Here is a 19,638-nt window from a genome sequence, read left to right on the forward strand (position 1 = left end):
ACATTAACTATAAATCAAAAACAACTATGACAATCGACGACATTACAACGAAAATTGAGAACCAGGGAGCGACTCCACAGGGAAGGCTCTCGGCTGAGGAACTGAACACAATAGTGGAACAGGTGAAGGCGAACAGGGACACGGTGGCTGCGACAGGAATGTCGATAAGCGGCACGCTGAACCTCTCGCAGGCTGCTACTGCAGTGACGATGGCAGCGGTATATGCCGCACTGGGAAACAACCAGATGAGGTTCTACCTCGTCACCGACGCTGACGGTGGGTTCACGGGAGGAAGCGTCACGGCAGCTGGAGCGGTGGCAAAGCTCTTCGGAAAGGACTCGCTCGGTGTGTCGGTGGGTGACATCTGCGTGATAGCGAAGCTGAACTCACTGCCCGTGTACAGAATTCTGCCACTAAACGACGCAAAGGCGGCCAGCGGCGACTTCCCCGGGGCTGACGGACTGGAAACAATATGGGACAAGACACAGGTGAACAAGATACCGGGCATAGAGACAACGGCAAACGAGGCAAGGCGCATGGGCGCATCGGCATATATGCCCTCGCTCGGCGAGCAGAACATGAACAACGCCCTGCAGCCGGGGGTATACCCCTGGTGTACGCTCGGCAGACCTAACAGCTCTACGGGTGCCTACACATGTATAGTACGCAAGTCGTACAACGCCGACGGCGGCGGATATTACACCATCGAGCAGACCGCCTACGGCAGAGAGGGCGAGCTGGGACAGGTGTACAAGAGGATAATATTCCAGAAAAACGACGGAAGCGATACACAGTACGGAGAGTGGATACGCGTCAGCGGAGGGGAACCTATAATATATAAATTAGATATTGAAACAAATACTAATGGCTACGCTGAAACTACTTACGATGTCTATAATAAACTAATGAATATTGCTATTAATGAGGTTTCACATAGGCATTTTACTGTTTATCTAAAAATAAGAAGGGGCGAAGACCAAGCATTCTTTACAGGCGTACCATCTTTAATTCGAGGCTACAGCCAAGATATACTGGCATGGATGTTACCCTCTTGTAATGATGGTATTTGTATAGTGAAGTTATATATAAAAAATGAAGTACCTACTTTTGAAATGACTTTCAAATTAATTTAACAAACCCGAATATATTTCTGCAGAATATATATAAACAAACATTAGTATTAACAATTAAAAATTAAACACAAATGGGAAAAACAATCAACTACAGCGTAACAGTAAGACAGAACCCGATGAGACCGGAAATCAAGAAATGCTACGCCAACATGCAGCTATCGGGAACCATCTCGACAAAGGAACTCGCAAAACACATGGAGACACACGGGTCACAGTACGACCGAGGAGACATCTACGCCATTCTCATGAAGGTGACAAAATGCGTCAGGGAACTGCTCATCGAAGGATACAAGGTAGAACTCGGTGACCTCGGACACTTCTACCCGTCGATAAACAGCGAGGGAGCAGACGACCCCGAAAAATTCACCGAACAGAACATAAAAGGCATCAACGCCAGATGGGCTCCGGGAAAGGACTTCGAAAGCCTCATCACCGACGCTGCCTTCCAACCAGTGGCGACAAGGAAAAAACAGGCGGAAGCTCTCAAACAGGAAAAGGACAGCGCAATGGACGTCATCAACAACGCATGAACAGAATAAAACACCCCCACTCGGACTTTGCCGTGTGGGGGCATTTCACAAAAAAAAACGACAACTGACATGAGACACATCACACACATCTTCATACACTGCACCGCAACACCACAGACATGGGGATACAAAGAGCTGATGGCAGAGTTCAGAAACAAGGGATGGAAGGCTCCGGGCTACCACTATGCCATCACACCATCAGGAGAACTACTCACTCTCGCTGACGAAGATACTGTAGCCAACGGGGTCAAAGGATATAACCAACACGCCATACACATCGCATACATAGGCGGAATATCAATACGGAACGGAAAAACAACACCCCTCGACAACAGAACGACACAACAACGGCAAACCATCACCCGACTGCTCAGGCAGCTACGCACAAGATACCCACAGGCTACCATACTCGGACACCGTGACATCTGGGGCTCGAACCCGAACAAATGGCTCAAGGCATGCCCCTGCTTCAACGCAAGGGAAGAATACAGCGGAATATGACAAACTCAACACCATCACGGCTCTTCATCATGCACACCACAGCCATGAATTTCAAACGCCATTCAAACGCCATTAAAACGTCATTCAAACGCCATTCAAACACTTCCTTCAAAAATATGAAGACTCAACAAACTATAGCGAAAATATGCCGCATAGTTACGCCCATATATGCAAAAAAAATAAACGTCAAAAAAATCTATGACGTTTATCCTAAAGGGAAACCTCCAAAAAATGAACGTTTCGTTTTGTGAAAATGAACGCTTCGTTTAATTTCTCACGAACATTTCGTTTTGCGGATTATACAAGACTCTTCTGTTGCTTGCGTAAATCTAGTCTAATACTGCGTAAATCCTTGTTCAACTCTACAAATGGTTTGTTGAGATCCAATTTCTTTTTCAGCCATTGTTTGTTCTGCTCCATCATCTTGGTTTCCGACTTGCGAATACCAAGCATGCCTTCAAGAAAATCAATGTACTGAAGTAGTCCCGTGTTAAGCACCTGTTCTTTCTGCATTACACAAGGCTGGACTTCTTCTCTCAGCCATGGCAGGATGTGTTCACGATAGCTTATTGATGCATAACGAGGACCCTCTAATACTTCGCCAATAGATGAACAAATGCCTTGTTCCTGCATATAAGTCAGACTTCGTTTGTCTGGTTTTTCATCACCGTCTTTGGTAAGAAAAACAACCCATATTTTGTCAACACGAGATTTCTTATCTGTCTCTGGGAAAATATTGTTGTCATTTTGAGTACCCTCAATATATTTTTTGAGTTGCTCAGGTTGGTTGGCTGCACCATTCACCTTGTTCTCAATAATCAAGGCAAACTGATTCTGCTGATAAATAAGACCGTCAATGCGACCGTTTTTGTCATACCTTTTATAGTTCTGTTCTCGTTCAAACTTAACTATCCCAGACTTTATTTCAATGTCCATGCCAATATATGCAAAAAAACTCTTTAGGAACACATAGCCATATTGGTTCTTGTATTCCAATAGTTTCATCAGCATATTGGTGTGCGAATTCTCAACAATGTGTCCGCACTGTTCATCAAGGACATTAAAATTATAAGGTATACTTTCCTGTTGTTCCTTAAAAAACTTGAGGAAGTCACTTAAAATGTTTAATTTTGATTCCATTTTAGTTTCTGTTATCATGCACAGTAATAGAATGACGACCCAAGACCTTTCTACTACAGGATGAGAAAGCCGCCTGCCTGCCTCTGCAGCAGGTTCTATAATAATCAATTCTGCTTATCGTGAGATGTAATCAATATCTGGATTCGAGGGCAGAGAAATCACGATCTTCTTTCTCATATAGACTTCTAAGATAGATATATGTAGGAGTTTCGCACCACCTCCAATCATTGTCTATCATTCCCCTATATGACAATGCTAGTTCTTCGGCTGCATCATAATTGCCATGTTTAATGTGTGCTTTAATAACTTTTAAATAAATAGGGTCGTAGTTTTCGATATGATAAATATCTTTCAAGAATATAGTATTTACCAATTTATTGTTTGCTTTATCCAGATTACCATAATCAACTAGTTCAGAAACCTCCTCAATAAGATTTTCCATTTTGGCTTCATCCGATTCGTGAAACTGCATAAAGATACCGATTAAAACTGCAAGAATTACAGCAGCCGTTATTTTCCGATTGTAAGTCAGTATTTTAACGATGGTGTTTTTGCGTGCATTGGCCTTAGCAACTTTTTCTACTTTTGCAGACTCCATTTCCACTTCTTCAAGCAATTTCTGTATCTTGGGATTGTTGCCATAATACATTTTAGCTTTGCGCATAAAGCGCTCTACAGTTGCCTTACTCTTGGCAATGTCCTTGCCAGATTTAAAGTCAACAAGTGCTTCTTCCAAATTATCAAAGATTTCCTGAAGTTCACTACTTGCTTCTGGAGTAATGTTTTCACCACAATGCGGACACTTGTCGGTGAGTTGAGGCACACTACCTCCACAGAAGGGACACGTCTTGCCTTTCTGCTTACGCACAGCAGCATCGGTCTGCTGGTCAATTTTCTGTACTTCGGCATCGAGATAGAGGTCTATCTCATCGCGGTCGAGCCCCATCTTCTCTGCCTTGTTCAAAATCACTTGGCGTTCCTTGTCAGTCAGTACGCCGTCAGTTAAATACTGTTGGATAAGAGCTTTCAGCTCCTCAGGAATTAAATTTGCCATAAATACTATTTATATTATTATTTTATATTATTATTACTTTTGATTCTATGATGTTACACTCCCGGCATGGGCGGCATACCCGGCATCTGTGGTGGTGCAGCGTTCATAAAGAGTGGCTGCAGTTCCTGCACTTGTCCGGCAAATGCCCAGTTGGGCATACCCTGTTTCCAGACATAGGTCTGCTGGGTGAGTTGTCCCTGGCTGACAAGCTGCTGCAGCTGGTTCCAGTCGAAAGGACCTGCCTGCTGCCCGTTGACACCGACCATATAGCTTACCTGTGGCGTAGCCTGCTTCATCTGCATACCCGGCATCTGTGGAGCGCCGCCCATTCCCGGCATCTGCGGGGCTGCTCCCAATCCCATGGAAGCACCCATCTGCGTTTGCTGGCGGAAGGCGTTGATGCCGTTGTCGGTAGCATTGTTGAGCACGCCGGCACTCAAATTGGCCTGATGGGCTCCCAAGAACGTCTGCTCAGTCTGCAGGCGGCTGGCACGCTGCATCTCCTCGCGCTGAATACGCATGGTTTCGCGCTGATTCTCTAAATTCATGTCCTGTATCTGTTCCTGACCGCCCAACTGCATCTCCTGCTGACGCTTCATGGTGTCGAGGTTAAGCGTAGATTGCATCTTCAACTGCTCCTGATTGAGATCGTTCTGTAGGTTGAAGTTAGAAATCTGAGCATTATGTTGAGCCATAACGCGCTCCCTCTCCAAATCGGCAGTCAGAGCCTTCAGCTCACGATAGCCACGACTTTCCTTGTCTATATTCATGCGAGTGATGTCAAGCTGGCGAACAGTTATTCCAAAGAGCTGTTCTACCTGCGGCTTTACATACTGCTGAATGAGATTGCTGATTTCCAAAATCTTGCGTTCCAGTTGGACAACAGGAATCTGAGCATCGGTTGGAGCATTGGTTACCACGCCTTTCACAAATTTCGTCACAGTGCCACGCAATTTCTGTTGGAAGGTCTCATCGCTGAAAGCCTCATTCTTGTTTACACTATGGAAAAGATCCATATCCTCAATAGAATAGACTATGGTTCCATGAACAGAAACGGGCACACCATAGTCTTGCAGACGTGGGTCAAATACGTCGAAGAATGGAATGGCAAAATTCACTTGGCTACCCTTTGAGAGGTTACTCAGATTGGTGTAGTTCTGCTGAATCACTTCACGCTTAGCCTGTTCGGCTGCTCTCTGTTTTTCTTCTTCCACTTCTTTAGAAGACTTAAATCCAAAAAATCCCATAATTATTTTTTATTTATAGTTTTGAAATTATTTTTACTATTTAGTTTCAAACGATTGAACAATTATTCTTGAATTGTCTGATTTTGCTCTTGACACCCTGTATTTTCGGGTGATACATTTACAGGTGGCGGAGCAGAAACATTGTTGGTTGGAAATGGCGGTGGCACCATTTCGTCGGGCTTTGTCTGAATACCAGTGCCAATATTATCTATTCCTCCAGCCATACCCAGCCCCATCTGCTGTGCAGCTTGCAATGGATTGAATCCCTGCATCTGTGCCAGGTTAACGTTCTGAGCATTGAACTTAGGCACTGGCGGAACCTCCATATTGGGCATTTGCGGGGGCATCTTGGGCATAGCAGGGGCCTTGACAGGACAAAGTTCCTTCAACGTCTGTTCCACATAGAAACGGAACCACTCTTCTGGATTCTGCTCGTCGAGCATGGCTTCCTTCACAGCATACCACAGAGCACTGAGCGGCTCGCTCAGTCCCAGTTCATGTGCTTGCATGAGTTTTTCCTGCATTTGAATAAGATTGTATTCTTTTTGTCCGTCTCGTCGATATTCCGCCAGATTATCGATAGCCATGAGTAAGGCTAAGTCGCCCTGAGGCGCACCGAAACCGCCCATGCGTGGTAGCAATACGGTGGCATTGTTGTCCTGCCCCAACTTCACATAGGCTATATGTACCCAGAACAACTGCCAGTAGTTGTCAGTACGCGCATTGAGAAAGGCGATAGCTGCCGACTCTGGTTTCAGTGAAGCCTGCAACATGTGGAAGTAGAACTGTATGTTGGCATCAGGAGTGGTGCGTGCCATCTGTTCCAACTGAGGCAGTCGGCGCTGTATGATATCCACCTGATTGGAGTTTACGGCATTGAATACCTCCTCAAGCAATTGCTGTGCCAGGAACTCCGTTCCCTGTCCGCCTTTCATGGCAATAGTGCTACGGCGTACCAGATCTATCATCTGCATTACTCGTTGGGGCGTAATATTAAGTTGTGCGGCCATAACGTTCAGTTCGGCCAGTTCCCGTTGTTCAAGCACCCCGTCGGACAAGCGCTCCTGCACTGCCTTAAGGAACAGGTTCTCGTTTTCCTGCTGTATCTCCGCCTTCGTCTTCTGGGCTTCATAGACAGTGCTATTATTAACCGTGTGGCTATTGTCAACAGAACTTCTGTTGTCAATAGTGGTATTGCTGGTATTCTGAATGTTGTGCACATCATGCGAATCACTTACATGCAGCCCTCCGCTGATGGCATTGGCATCACCGAGATTCAGGCTTACACCACTTGCAGATGGCTTCTCAAACAGCTTCGTTCCGCATTCTGGACAGAACTTGCCGTCGTATTCTTGTTTACAGTTAGGACAATACATATTTTATGTGTAATAAGGTGTCACTATTTTGTTCTGAAAACTCTGGTAATCGCTCCCTTTGTTGTCACCTCCACCATGGACTTCTGTAAAAAGGGCTTGCTTCTGTCCACATACGTGTAACAGTAGCCTTTCTGGCTGAAACCTTTGCTGTCAGAAAGTTCGAACGAATCGACATGGTCGAGCCAGCGGGGCTCCAGCCCAAGAACATCGTAGAGATGCTGCTGTACCTGAGCATGAATGGCAGACAGATTAGCATCGACCAATCCCTGAACCTCTTCGAGCAGCGACTGCCCTTTAAGGCCATCCTTGACGAGCACGCGCTGCATGCGCTTCTTCTGGATGGGAGCTACGCGCTTGTTTTGTGGCAGAACGGGAAGGACATGACATTCTGCAGCCCTCTGCAGCACCTCCTCCTTTGGCTGCAGCCGCAGCATGGGGTTGCCATAGAGCGAGAACATCATCATAGTTGCCATGGAGAAGTCGTCGCGCTCCATGAAACGGAAGGTGTTGAAGTATTCGAGCTTGGCACGCATCATGGCCTCGCCGACAGGCAAGCCACGGAACTGCTCCATACAATAGATGGGCATTAAGTGCTCAGAGCCAGAGCCCTCATGTACCTCGACGCCATCGGGGACATCTAACTCAGTCATAGGTACAGGAATGAGCGAACCTGCATAAAGGAGGAATCCGTTATCATATAAAGCGGAAAGCATCATAGAATCGCAACGTTCAAAACCATGATAGCGGGCTCCGTAGCAAGCCACGGTATTGAGTACTTGTGCTTCTGTGTTCGCAAGCATCTCGGTGCTGAAAGCCTCACCACCATCGTTATAGAATCCTGACATGCCTTCGCTTCCTGCTCCATGAAGATTGAAGAGCAGCATGCCGCATTCGTCCAGGGTGTTGATAACGGGCTCCATGCTGTCTTCATCCTCCACACTGACAGGCGGACTGACATACATGCCATCCTGCACCATATCCGGATCATCGGCGTGGGAGACAAGTGGCAAGTGCTCCGACATCGTCTTGCTGGCAGGAAGCCAAGAGGCATTAGCTTCCATCATGACCGCATCGACACTGAGACCCTCATCGTAGTATTTGGTACAACGTTCGAAATAGTCTCCCAGGTCGTCGGCAAGAGACGATTCCATCTCGCCATCTTCCAAAGGCAAACGCGATACGTTGTTGCGTACATAGTCATCCGTAATTCTACGGTCACCACCATCCCACAGGTCGCTGAAGAAGTTACCACCGAAGCAATAACACATGTCGCACGGTATGCGGCCATTATCGCTACTGCCAAAGACATCTTCCACCATAGGAATGGGAATGACATCATGGCCTCCAATGATAAATACGGGGACCTTCTCACCATGAGGTAGCTCGTATTCCTGCATGAAATCCGAAATGGCCTCATTATAGTCAAGCCAGAATGGATCGTCCCTATCTTCTACATACTCTGAGGCATCAAGGAGATACCACTCCATGCCATGCTCCCTTGACTGCTCGCGGAAGGACTCGATGACAGCCTTCACCTCATCCTGTGAACAGCTGTATTTTTCGCCAAGTCTTTGGGTGTCGGTAAAGATAACGCCTACCTGTTCATCATAAGAGTTTTCACAGAAAGAATTCCTCTCTATCTGTTCTGGTTCCTCTTCTAACGAATCAAGACGGGTGCCACAGTTAGGACAAAAATTAGCACCGGCATCTACTTTTGTTCCACATTCCGGGCAGAACTTGAAACCACAAAAATAATCTTCATTCTGTTGACCAGAGGTTTGAGAACGACCGAATCCAAATTGCGACAGCTGATTGTCGAGGTCGTTCTGCAGATTGTTCAGATATTCGTCGATGTTCATGATACATGTTAATTACATCTTGTTACCACATTCACCACAGAAAGCTTCGCCTTCAGGAACAACAGCCCCACAGGCGGGACAATAGCGTAATTGCGGAGCAGCAGGCTCAACAGGTGCCTGAGGCTGTTGGTACTGTTGCTGAACAGGCTGCTGATAACCCTGCTGTGGGGGCATCTGTTGGAAGCCCTGAGGGGCACCGCCCATGGCCTGTGCGAAACTTTGCGAATCAGTCTGATGGGCACGAGTAGTATAGTTGAGCGACTGGTCGAGAGTGTGGTCCATGCGGTCCTGCTGACGATGGGCATCCTGACGATACTCGTCTGCACGTTGACGTTGGTCGTCGAAGCGCTGCTGCTGGAAGGCTTGCTGCTGCTGGCCAATACCCACCATACCCTGCTGCATCATCTGGGCCATCTTCAACATCATCTCCTGGCTCTGACCACCTTGCTGTTGCTGCATTTGTAGCATTTGCTGATAGAGTTCCTTCTGCTCCTGTTGTTGTTTCTGCAAGAGTTCATTCTCCTTGCCGGAGCCAAGCGCCTGTGCGAAGGCCACCTGCCCCTCACCGGAGAGTTCGGCCGCACGTTTCGCCATAAGTTGCTCCGCTGTCATGTTAGCCTCCACGTTGTCACGGTTTATCTCGATGGCTTCACGTGAGCGATTTTGTTCCTGTAATTCACGTAATTCCGCCTCCTTCATGGCCTGCATATTACGCATGGCGATATCGGCTTTGCGACCGAGCACATCCACATCGTCGAATTTATCTTGGCGACTTAATTCATGCTCACGCTGACGCTGTTGCCAATCTGCCTCCCGCTGACGTTCTTGGCTTTGCCATTCAAAATCGGTCTCACGGATGCGTTTCTGCCAAGCATATTCATCTTCTTGCTGTGTACGTCCCCATTGGCGATTGTACTCTTGCTCCTCGTGCATCCACTCGCGTTCGCGCTCCTCGTCTTCAATGCCCCAGTTGCGGCGGCGCTGAAGGTCTTCACGTTCCCAGTCATGGTCTTGTTTCTGGTCATCAAGTGCCCACTGGGCATGCAGACGGGCGTCATCCACGCTCTGCTGATGCTGGATACGCATAATCTCAGTCACAGAGTCGCGTTCTATCTTGTTGTGTGCGAGAGCATCTTCGAGAGCAGCTATTTCGTCATCTTTAACAAGACGGTTCTTCTTGATATCGATGAGTGCCTCATATTCTTCTTCCTGGCTCTTTGCTTCACGCAGGTGCTTCTGGGCGTTAAGCAGCAAGACGAATTGCTCCATCTCATCGTCGTGGAGCAGTTTGTCACGGTTAAGCTGTTGCAAAGCGTATCGTAGTTCCTCTTCGCTAGTAGCCTTGTCGATGGTCTGTCTGTTGGTCTCAAGTGCAAGGCGGTTGCGGAACTCGCCAGTACGCTGCAGGAAACCGAGTTCCTGCTCGCTGCAATAGAGTTCGCGTTCTACGGCACGAAAACGCTCAAAATCGGCACTGCTGTCTGTAATCTGCAGCACCCGCTCACATTGGATGCCAAAGAGTTGTTCGTTGATTGTCTGCTGGATGCGAATCTTCAGGTTGTTCAAGACAGGTTCTGGCAGACCTGAGGCTTCATAATCCAGATTGCGCAACATCTGCCGGAGGGTGTTTTCAATTAAAGGAGAAAGCATCTGCTCGAACTGCATTGTCGTTGCAACATTCTTATCGGCCAGATAGTTGGTGGCAAACTGATGGATGTCATTAATGCGGAGTTGTAGGGAAACACCTATGTTCACATCCACAATCTTCGTGGGAATCGTATAGGGGGTGAAAGCAAGATGTCCGTCAGCTTCCTTGGAACCAGCAAAGGTCATCGTGATATGACGTTCGCTCACGATATAAACGGAAAGGATGGGGGCTTGGGTAACCCGACTGAGGATTCGGGCATAGTCGATTTTGCGTCTTTCAATGTTTTCCTTCTTCTCATCTTTCTTTTCACCGAAGATGAGACGGCTTATCCAACGTCCGGCACGGCCGATTTCTCCAACAATTCCTAATTCACGGAAAGTGGGTTCTTGCTGGCGCCGCTGTTCACGGGCTTTTCGCTCTTTCTCGTCAAGTTCTTTCTCTGCCTTCTCTATTGCAGCTTTAATTGCAGCCTTTTCTTCTTCAACAGACTTAAAGAACTGATAGGCTCCGGCAGAGAGCGTGGCTACCAATTCGCCATTAGCAAAGATAATAGCTTGACAGCCTTCCTGAACGATAATACCTTTCAGCTTTTCTATTTCTTCCAATTCACGTTCGCTGATTTTACGTGCTATCTGCCCGGGTTGGATACTCCAAATGGCACGACCACGAACAACGTCGACGCCGTCAATCGCCTCTTGGTTACGACGATTGCGAGCCTGTTCAGCCTCGCGTTCAGCATTCAATTGGGCACGCTCTGCTGCTTGCAATCCCTGTTGTGCTTCTTCGATTATACCTTGGTCCGCCCGTTCCTGTTGGCGAACCGCTTGTTGCTGCTCGCGTGCAATATCGCGATTCAGCGCACCACCTGTAACTGCGTTAGCTACGGCACGTACACCGTCGGTAAACCAGCCTTTATCATTTGACGGTGTTTGTTTGGGAGCAGAAGCTACGGGCGTTCCGCACTTCATGCAGAACTTTTGCCCCGGTTTCAAGGGGTTGCCACACTTGGAACAGACAGCAGCTGTCATCTGTTTAGCTGCTGGCTGCTGAGGAATTGTACTCACGGGCGTTCCGCATTTCATACAGAACTTTTGCCCTTCCTTCAATTCACTACCACATTTAAGACACTTTGACATATAGTTTTGTTTTTAATTATTATGAGAACAAAAAAGTGTGAGCCTTCTTGACACACTTGCGAGTCAAAGCATAATAGCTCTTCTCAATGTCGCCAGTCTTTCTCAACTGACGTGATCATTGCTGTCCACTAAAAATCGCCAAGCGTTCTTTGAAATAATTGAAATATAGTTAGTTACAGAGGTTTTTGAGTCAACGGACTTGATTTTTGTATCTTTGCAGCCAAAATGGTTAGCATATGTATCAAAACAAGTACGTTTTCTCTCAACTGATAGCATTTCTCGATAGGAATCACTTCAATTATCTCGTTCGCAAATATGCTGGCAACAAATATGTGAAGCATTTCACATGTTGGAACCAACTCCTTACGTTGATGTTCGGACAGTTGAGCAATCGTGAGAGCATGCGAGACTTGATTATCGCCATAGAGGCACATCACCAGAAGTGCTATCACCTCGGACTTGGCAAACATGTGACCAGAAGTAATCTGGGCAAGGCCAATACCAACCGTGACTATCGCATCTTTGAGGAGTATGCATATTACCTTGTCAGTGAGGCCAGGCGAAAGCGGGCAACGGACATCTTCAAACTTGACGGTAACGTCTATGCTTTCGATTCCACGACCATTTCACTATGCCTGAATGTGTTTTGGTGGGCTAAGTTCCGCAAGCATAAGGGCGGCATCAAGGTACATACACTGTATGACTTGGAAACTCAGATACCTGCCTTCTTCCATATCACTACGGCATCAGTGCATGACTCCAAGGTGATGAAGGAGATTCCCATTGAGACAGGTGCTTACTACATCTTCGACCGTGGCTACAACAACTTCAAGGAACTCTATCGCATACATCGTGCGGAGTCGTTCTTTGTTGTCAGGGCTAAGACCAATTTGCAGTACAAGTGCATCAAGTGGAGACGCAGACTGCCCAAGGGAATACTGACTGATGCGGAGATAGAGCTGACCATCTATGGCAGCCAGAAAGGATATCCAGCGCATCTTAGACTTGTACGATTCTTTGATGAGGACCAAGGTCGCGAGTTCATGTTCCTGACCAACGCAATGGAACTGACTGCTCTGCAGGTTGCCGACCTCTACAAGAATCGGTGGCAGATAGAGTTGTTCTTCAAGTGGCTCAAGCAGCACCTCAAAATCAAGAAGTTCTGGGGCACTACAGAGAACGCTGTCAGGATACAGATTTACTCCGCCATCTGTGCCTACTGCATCGTTGCCATTGTGCAGCATGATATGCGACTGGATAGAAGCACTTATGAGGTACTGCAAATCCTCAGCATGTCACTTACTGACACAACGCATCTGAGAGATCTCTTCGACAAAACTATATTCAAAAATGACAAAGACCGAAGCGGTTCAAGTGAACCTAATTTATTTAATTTTTAGACTCGTCCATTTTTAGTGGACACTAGTGTTTTCATACTATTATTAATTAAATGAATAATGTGAGTCATATTTGCGTGCAAAGATAAGTATAACCCACAAAACAATAAGAGCCGAAATTGAATCATTTCGGCCACGGATTTGGACCATTTCGCTGTTGGGGAGGGGGCGGGGCGGCTATTGGCGCAGAAGGTCGAGTTGGTCGAGATGGCGCAAGTCGAGCCGCTCGGCTATGCGCTGCCATACGAGGCGCTGTGGCGTGGAGGATGGCGCCAGCTTGTAGATGCCAAGGAAGGTGTAGCCCTCGCTGGTGATGTTCTTCATGAAGGTGATGCGCAGTTCGTTGAACGAGACGGAGCGCAGGTAGTTGTCGTGGTTGCGGATGTCGGCCAAGGTGGCGTCGGCGTCCGTGGGTGTCCACCATTCAGTGATGGTGGGCATGAGGTGCGACGTGTCGCCCTGGTTGTGCCATTCGGGGTGTTGATATTCGGGACTCCAGATGATGATGCCCAGGTGGTTGGGCAGGGGCTGGCTCCAGTAGATGTCGGGCGTTTCCTGTTTGTCGCAGATGCCAAAGAGGCTGAGGTATTCGCCTACGGACTGGAACTCGTCGCCCTTGGCGAGCATACATTGGCTCAGGCTTTCGGCGTAGCGGGTGAGAAGGTCGATGGTGTAGGGGTGGGGCTGGCGCACCGAGGGAAAGTAGCCCCAGAGGCGTTTCAGCGTGCTGGGCGACAGGGTATGGTGGAGCCGGCGGAATATTTCGTCCGACAGCCACTGGAAGTCCTTCGGGGTTTGCATCTTGCGCCCCGCTTGTTCCTCTATGCTTTGCAGTATCTTTCTCATTATGACCTTCGTTCGAGTCTGCTCATTTTCTCATTTTCTCATTCTCTCGTTTCCTCAACGGAGCAGTTCAGGATTTTGCCATGTCAGATTTTTCACTTATCTTAGTGTTGCAATTCAAAACAAGCGTAAATCGTAACAAGACATGGCAAAGGTACAAATAAAATCCGAAAAACTCACACCTTTTGGAGGAATTTTTTCAATCATGGAGCAATTTGACTCCAAGCTTTCACCTATTATCGACCGGACACTTGGTCAGAGATGCCGCAGTATCATCGGCTATCAATACATCGAGATTGTCCGTTGGATTTTATCCGACCGTTTCTCGCCATGACAATGCCAGAGCAAGCTCATCATTGCGCATCTGGCTTAACGAAACCGTTCGCTGATGAGCGTGTACTTCTGTGGAGGCTCATGCGTGAAGGATGTAGTGTACATCCTATAAATAAAGGCACCTTTTCATCGCAAACGTTTGCAGGAGCGGATGCAAAGCTTTGCAAGGTCGAATGCAAAGCTTTGCGTGGGCAGATGCAAAGCTTTGCGAGGGCGGATGCAAAGCTTTGCGTCTGAGATGGGCAAAACTGGCACGGAAATCGTCAGTCCTATTCTGGATAAGATAAAAGGGAGGAACTAGTCACCATAAGGGTCACTATAGTTCCCCAAGAAATTAACCCTTAACCTTTGAGAGCGTTGTAGAAGGAAATCACTTCACCACCGTGGCCTTGATAATATGCACATCGTCGATGGGGCGGTCGTAATCGTCGGTGCGCACATAGTTTATATCTCGCACCACCTTCATTCCCTCGACAACCTCTCCAAAGACGGTATACTGTCCGTCGAGATGTGGGGTACCTCCATACTTACGGTAGTAGTCACGAATATCCTCCGTCATTTTCACCTTACCCTGCGTAGCCTCATCGATGCGTTCCTGCATGCGGTTTAGCGACAACTCGCTGAACGTAGTGCCATAGACAATGTAGAAGTGCGACGATGATGATGCCCTCTCGGGATTATCAGAGTCCGGTTCGCGTGCGGCAGCCAAGGCTCCCCTTTTGTGGAAGAATTTCGGATATATGATTTCCGCAGGAATGGTGTAATCCGGCTGATGCTCTCCCACAGAGTCTCCCGGCTTGGCATGCCTTGTTGTAGAGTCTCCGGCCTGTATCATGAAGTCGGCAATGACACGATGGAACAGTATTCCATCATAAAATCCCTCGTTGACAAGTTTCAGGAAGTTATCCCTGTGCAGTGGTGTCTCATTGAACAGCACCACCCTGATGTTTCCCTTGTCGGTCTCAAAGAGCACCTCGTGCCTGATGGTATCCTGCTGGGCGAGTCCTGCGGCAGACATCATCATGGCAAGGAATGCGAACAACAATTTTCTCATTTGTGTTTGTTTATATATATAATTTAAGTTTCGCATGTACTCAACTTAAGGAAGTTAAAAGGAGTTATAGGAAGTTATCGCTCCCTTTGGTCGCTTAGGAAGTTAAAAGGAGCCAAATGTTTCACCCCTGAAAGGGTATTGGCTTATCATAACTCCCCATCATAACTCCCCATCATAACTCCCCATCATAACTCCCCATCATAACTTCTTTCTTGCCTTCCTTTACTTGCGAAAGTTGAGTATATGTTGACAAGTTAAACGACATCAATAGCTTTCGCCTTTCGTAATCTCCTCATGGTCAATCTTCCGTCTGTCAATGGCTCTCCATGCGTAAACGATGTAGGCAAGGACAAACGGTATGAGCAGCGACACTATAGCCATTGTCCGCAGCGTGAACTCGCTGCTACAACTGTTGGCTATGGTGAGCGAGCTTTGCAGGTCGGCTGTAGAGGGATAGTAGGCAGTATTGTTCCATCCCACACACAGGAGCAGCGACAAGACAACCAGCACCACACCAATTCCCGAAGGCCATATACCTTGTATATATGTCTTGCTCACTATGGTGCGCACGATACCATAGAGAGTGAGCACTACGCCCACGAGCAGCATCACGAGCAAGTACCACATGTCGACAAAGTTGTGCCAATACTTGTTTGGCTCCATGAAAATTTCTCCTGTCTCGGGATTGTATGCAAAGCCATCCTTGAGAAGCGTGCGGATGAGGAATGCCACAAGAAGCAGGACGAACGGAGCCGCACAACCAACAAGGCGTACAGAACCACGACTGCGGATATTCTCGTCGTTGACATTGTTCATCACATACAGTATGCCCAGTACCTGCGCAAGGAACATCACAGCAAGGCCAAGCACGAGGTTCCAAGGGTCGAGCAAGGCATCGAGTCCGCACGAGGCATTTGCCCAATGGCTGATGACGGGCTGTGAGAATACCGTTAGGTTCATCTTGTCGACAATGAAATTGGAGCCATTGAAGAACGTTGCTACGGCTCCGCCAAGGAGCAGCGGTGCCACAAGGCCGTTGATGACGAGCATTGCCTGAAAGGTCTTAGGACCGAGAAAGTTGCCCATCTTGTTCTGGAACTCATAGCTTACGGCCTGCAGCACGAACGTGAAGAGGATAATCATCCAGAGCCAGTAGGCACCTCCGAAACTGGTACTATAGAACAGAGGGAATGAGGCGAAGAAAGCTCCGCCGAAAGTAACGAGTGTGGTGAATGTCAGCTCCCACTTGCGGCCAGTGCTGTTTACGAGCAGCCTCCGCTCGGCATCGTTCCTTCCAAGACTGAATAGCATGGCGTTGGCACCCTGTACGAACATCAGGAACACCAGCAAGGCTCCGAGCAGAGAGACGAGGAACCACCAGTAGTTTTGCAAGAATGAATATGTCATATCGTTGGATATTTAAAGATTGGTTCAACAATTATTGTCTTATTAGGCGTTTTGCTCCTCGCTCCACATGCCTTTCCTTATCTGCTTGAGCATGATAGAAATCTCTACGGCGAGCATGGTAGTGAACAATGCGAGGAAGAGGAAGAAGGTAAGCATCACGCTTCCGGAGCTGATGTCAGAGACAGCAGCCCATGTGGGCAGCATATCCTGAATGGTCCATGGCTGTCTTCCCATCTCGGCCACTATCCATCCGCTCTCACTGGCGATGTATGCGAGTGGCACGAGGGCTATGGCCAGCAGATGGAACCACTTGTACTTCGTAATGTCACACCTGCACACAAGATGCAAGGCCAGCAGGAAGAACAGGATGAACAGGCATCCCAGTCCCACCATAACACGGAACGACCAGAAGCACAGAGGCACAGAGGGTACCACCTGGCTTGCTGACTTTACATATCCGTAGCCGAAGTAGGGCATGTTCTCCCTGAGGGTCTTCAGATGTTTCTGAGCCGCCTCCTCAGAATTGGCCTTCTTGGCATTGCGGTATGACATCAGGGCATAGACAGCCATGCGTCCGCGCTTCATTTTCTCCTCCACCGACAGTTCCTTGGTGCCGTCGGGACGAGTATATCCGTTTATCAAGTCCTGTATTCCCGGTACATATCCGTGGATATCCCTTGTTGCGAGCATAGACAGTCCATAAGGAATGCCAAGCCGGAATGGCGGTTCCTGCTCGTTCATATAGTCGGGCTGTGAGAATGGCGACACCCATGCCACAGCAGTAAGCGACTGGTCGGTACCTCCCTTGTACAAAGCCTCCATGGCAGCGAGCTTCATTGGCTGCACCTGTGACACCTTATAGGCTGAGTTGTCACCGGTGAAGGCAGCGAGCAACGAGGCAACAAGACCTACTGACGCTCCAATCTTGATACTCTCAACAGCCAGCTTGCGCTCGCGTCCCTTGTATAGATACCAGCAGCTGACGGCCACCGTGAACACCGCTCCCACAATCCATGCCGAGGTAACGGTATGGCAGAACTTGTCGATGGCGAATGGCGATAGAGCCACCTCGGCAAACGACACCATCTCATTGCGCATGGTATCGGGATTGAACTCACATCCCACAGGATATTGCATCCATGCGTTGGCAACCAAAATCCACCATGCGGAAATGGTAGCACCCAGTCCCGTGAGCCATGTCGATGCAAGATGGAAGCCGGCCGAGACCTTGCTCCACCCGAAGAACATCACGGCCACAAAGGTAGACTCCATGAAGAAGGCTACGATACCCTCGATGGCGAGCGGTGCGCCGAAGATGTCGCCCACGAACCACGAGTAGTTGCTCCAGTTGGTACCGAACTCGAACTCAAGGATGATACCCGTTGCCACACCCATGGCAAAGTTTATTCCGAAGAGTCGCTGCCAGAAACGCGCAGCATCCTTCCAGAACAGCTTGCGCGTACGGTAGTAGCATGTCTCTACAATGCCCATGATGAGGGCCAGTCCCAAAGTCAGCGGCACGAAAAGCCAGTGATAGATGGCTGTGAGAGCGAACTGCGCCCTCGACCAGTCAATCGTGCCGGTGCTGATGTCTAACAATAGGTTTGAAGTCATGTTGTTATTATTTTAAGATGTTACGTTCAGTCTTTCCACCTCAGCTCCTGTTCATTCGGCAGTCCTCTCCTCAAGCTCCGCCGACACGAAGTCGGCCTCCTGTCCCTTGCTGGCGTTCTGGCCGATAAAGTCTTGAAAGAAGAACAGCTTGAGCACAGCAAAGATAATGATCACCTTGACAATTATCACTGCCCAAAGCGTCCTGCCAACAGTCATGTTTCTAAATCCGTCAATATAGAAACGGGCCACACGACATAAAAAGTTTGACTGCGTCATGCTGCGTATCTTTATACTTATAAGGTGAGTTTCTTAAACAGGGTGTAAATATACAAAATATAATTTAATTTTGTTCGATTTTTCCTCAAAAATGCAAAATTTTAATATATTAAAGACTTGATAGGAGAAAAATCTTTGTCATTTAAGATAAAAAGTATAATTTTGCAACGTTATTATTGAACCATTAGAACCAAAGAATATTTATGAATAAGAAAGTATTGATACCAATCATCATCGTGGGCCTGCTGCTCGTAGCAGGCATCGCCTACCTTGCCGTAAGCCTCAACAAGCAGAAAGAGGAAAACAGAGCCATGCAGGAACTGGCCGAGATGGACAAGAAGGAAATGGAGAACGAGTACCAGCAGTTCGCCAGACAATATAGCGAGATGAAGACCCAGATAAACAACGACTCCATCGTAGCACAGCTAACGGCCGAGCAGGAGAGGACACAACAGCTGCTTGAGGAGCTTCGCCGCACCAAGAGCAACGACGCAAGGGAAATCTCGAGGCTGAAGAAAGAGTTGGCCACCGTGAGGGCCGTGCTACGCAGTTACGTGCTGGAGATAGACTCGCTGAACCGCCTTAACCAGAACCTCAAGGACGAGAACAACCGCATGAGAGGACAATACGAGGAGGCAACGAGGCAGATAGAGGGTCTGAACACCGAGAAGGCATCACTCTCCGAGAAAGTTGCCATAGCAGCACAGCTCGATGCCATAGGCATCAACCTCACTCTAAAGGACAAGAAGTCGAAGACCACCGAGAAGCTGAAGAAAGCCAAGGCTCTGCAAGTAAGCTTCTCCATAGCCAAAAACGTTACCGCACCAAGTGGCATGAAGACAGTCTATGTGCGCATCACATCGCCTACGGGAGCTGTTCTCGGTGGCGGCGGAACATTCAGCTACGAGAACCGTAACCTTGAGTGCTCTATGAAGAAAACTATTGAGTACACGGGCAACGAGACTCCAATGACACTCTACTGGAACATAACGCAGTCCATGGTCGAAGGCACATATAAGGTAAGTATCTTCGCTGACGGCAATATGATTGGAAGTAAGAACTTCAGCCTTAAATAGGCGGAGCCCCTCCA

Annotated in this window: 16 protein-coding genes and 2 pseudogenes; 6 read left to right on the forward strand and 12 right to left on the reverse strand. The window is 48.0% G+C overall.

Annotated features, from left to right (window positions below; all coding sequences use genetic code 11):
* Positions 1-26: 26 nt before the first annotated feature.
* The 3 genes from CIL02_RS08340 (at position 27) to CIL02_RS08350 (ending at position 2,164) form a co-directional block, all read left to right on the forward strand.
* Complete coding sequence (locus CIL02_RS08340) at positions 27-1,133, forward strand: hypothetical protein (protein WP_094400818.1); 1,107 nt, start codon at positions 27-29, stop codon at positions 1,131-1,133.
* 71 nt (positions 1,134-1,204) lie between these two features.
* Positions 1,205-1,663: a DNA-binding domain-containing protein gene (locus CIL02_RS08345; protein WP_094400820.1), complete on the forward strand. Its 459-nt coding sequence runs from the start codon at positions 1,205-1,207 to the stop codon at positions 1,661-1,663.
* 69 nt (positions 1,664-1,732) lie between these two features.
* Entirely contained in the window at positions 1,733-2,164 is a 432-nt protein-coding gene (locus CIL02_RS08350) for an N-acetylmuramoyl-L-alanine amidase (RefSeq protein ID WP_094400822.1), read from the forward strand.
* A gap of 297 nt (positions 2,165-2,461) precedes the next feature.
* On the opposite strand, the gene CIL02_RS08360 is transcribed toward CIL02_RS08350, so the two are convergent.
* The 7 genes and pseudogenes from CIL02_RS08360 to CIL02_RS16955 all read right to left on the reverse strand — a co-directional run.
* A complete protein-coding gene (locus CIL02_RS08360; protein ID WP_094400826.1) occupies positions 2,462-3,412 on the reverse strand; it encodes a PD-(D/E)XK nuclease family protein in 951 nt (316 codons plus the stop codon).
* Positions 3,413-3,434: 22 nt separating this feature from the next.
* Complete coding sequence (locus CIL02_RS08365; protein ID WP_094400828.1) at positions 3,435-4,358, reverse strand: hypothetical protein; 924 nt, start codon at positions 4,356-4,358, stop codon at positions 3,435-3,437.
* 53 nt (positions 4,359-4,411) lie between these two features.
* Complete coding sequence (locus CIL02_RS08370; RefSeq protein WP_170935050.1) at positions 4,412-5,572, reverse strand: SPFH domain-containing protein; 1,161 nt, start codon at positions 5,570-5,572, stop codon at positions 4,412-4,414.
* Between the two features lie 95 nt (positions 5,573-5,667).
* Positions 5,668-6,981 (reverse strand): zinc ribbon domain-containing protein, encoded by a 1,314-nt coding sequence (locus CIL02_RS08375; RefSeq protein ID WP_094400832.1) that lies wholly within the window; start codon positions 6,979-6,981, stop codon positions 5,668-5,670.
* A 23-nt stretch (positions 6,982-7,004) separates the two neighbouring features.
* The gene (locus tag CIL02_RS08380; RefSeq protein WP_094400834.1) at positions 7,005-8,840 is read right to left on the reverse strand and encodes a zinc ribbon domain-containing protein; all 1,836 of its coding nucleotides are present in this window, start codon (positions 8,838-8,840) and stop codon (positions 7,005-7,007) included.
* A 12-nt stretch (positions 8,841-8,852) separates the two neighbouring features.
* Complete coding sequence (locus CIL02_RS08385; RefSeq protein ID WP_240513597.1) at positions 8,853-11,093, reverse strand: zinc ribbon domain-containing protein; 2,241 nt, start codon at positions 11,091-11,093, stop codon at positions 8,853-8,855.
* 348 nt (positions 11,094-11,441) lie between these two features.
* Positions 11,442-11,624: pseudogene (locus tag CIL02_RS16955) on the reverse strand (zinc-ribbon domain-containing protein); the annotation flags it as partial.
* Positions 11,625-11,860: 236 nt separating this feature from the next.
* Between CIL02_RS16955 and CIL02_RS08390 the strand changes: the two are divergent.
* On the forward strand, positions 11,861-13,024 hold the full coding sequence (locus tag CIL02_RS08390; protein ID WP_094400838.1) for an IS4 family transposase: 1,164 nt from the start codon (positions 11,861-11,863) through the stop codon (positions 13,022-13,024).
* A gap of 174 nt (positions 13,025-13,198) precedes the next feature.
* Here CIL02_RS08390 and CIL02_RS08395 read toward each other — a convergent pair whose 3' ends face one another.
* Positions 13,199-13,714, reverse strand: a complete 516-nt coding sequence (locus CIL02_RS08395) for a hypothetical protein (RefSeq protein WP_141210175.1) — start codon at positions 13,712-13,714, stop codon at positions 13,199-13,201.
* Between the two features lie 295 nt (positions 13,715-14,009).
* Here CIL02_RS08395 and CIL02_RS08400 point away from each other — a divergent pair.
* Positions 14,010-14,189: pseudogene (locus tag CIL02_RS08400) on the forward strand (IS1380 family transposase); the annotation flags it as partial.
* 378 nt (positions 14,190-14,567) lie between these two features.
* On the opposite strand, the gene CIL02_RS08405 reads toward CIL02_RS08400, so the two are convergent.
* The 4 genes from CIL02_RS08405 to CIL02_RS08420 form a co-directional block, all read right to left on the reverse strand.
* Positions 14,568-15,251, reverse strand: a complete 684-nt coding sequence (locus CIL02_RS08405; protein ID WP_094400840.1) for a peptidylprolyl isomerase — start codon at positions 15,249-15,251, stop codon at positions 14,568-14,570.
* Between the two features lie 264 nt (positions 15,252-15,515).
* Positions 15,516-16,658: a cytochrome d ubiquinol oxidase subunit II gene (gene cydB / locus CIL02_RS08410; RefSeq protein ID WP_094400842.1), complete on the reverse strand. Its 1,143-nt coding sequence runs from the start codon at positions 16,656-16,658 to the stop codon at positions 15,516-15,518.
* A 42-nt stretch (positions 16,659-16,700) separates the two neighbouring features.
* Complete coding sequence (locus CIL02_RS08415; protein WP_094400844.1) at positions 16,701-18,272, reverse strand: cytochrome ubiquinol oxidase subunit I; 1,572 nt, start codon at positions 18,270-18,272, stop codon at positions 16,701-16,703.
* 51 nt (positions 18,273-18,323) lie between these two features.
* Entirely contained in the window at positions 18,324-18,548 is a 225-nt protein-coding gene (locus CIL02_RS08420; RefSeq protein ID WP_094400846.1) for a DUF4492 domain-containing protein, read from the reverse strand.
* 203 nt (positions 18,549-18,751) lie between these two features.
* Here CIL02_RS08420 and CIL02_RS08425 point away from each other — a divergent pair, with 203 nt between their 5' ends.
* Complete coding sequence (locus CIL02_RS08425) at positions 18,752-19,624, forward strand: hypothetical protein (RefSeq protein WP_094400848.1); 873 nt, start codon at positions 18,752-18,754, stop codon at positions 19,622-19,624.
* The last annotated feature ends 14 nt before the right edge of the window (positions 19,625-19,638 follow it).

It is taken from the genome of Prevotella sp. P3-122 (assembly GCF_002251365.1).
In the GTDB taxonomy this organism is placed as follows: domain Bacteria; phylum Bacteroidota; class Bacteroidia; order Bacteroidales; family Bacteroidaceae; genus Prevotella.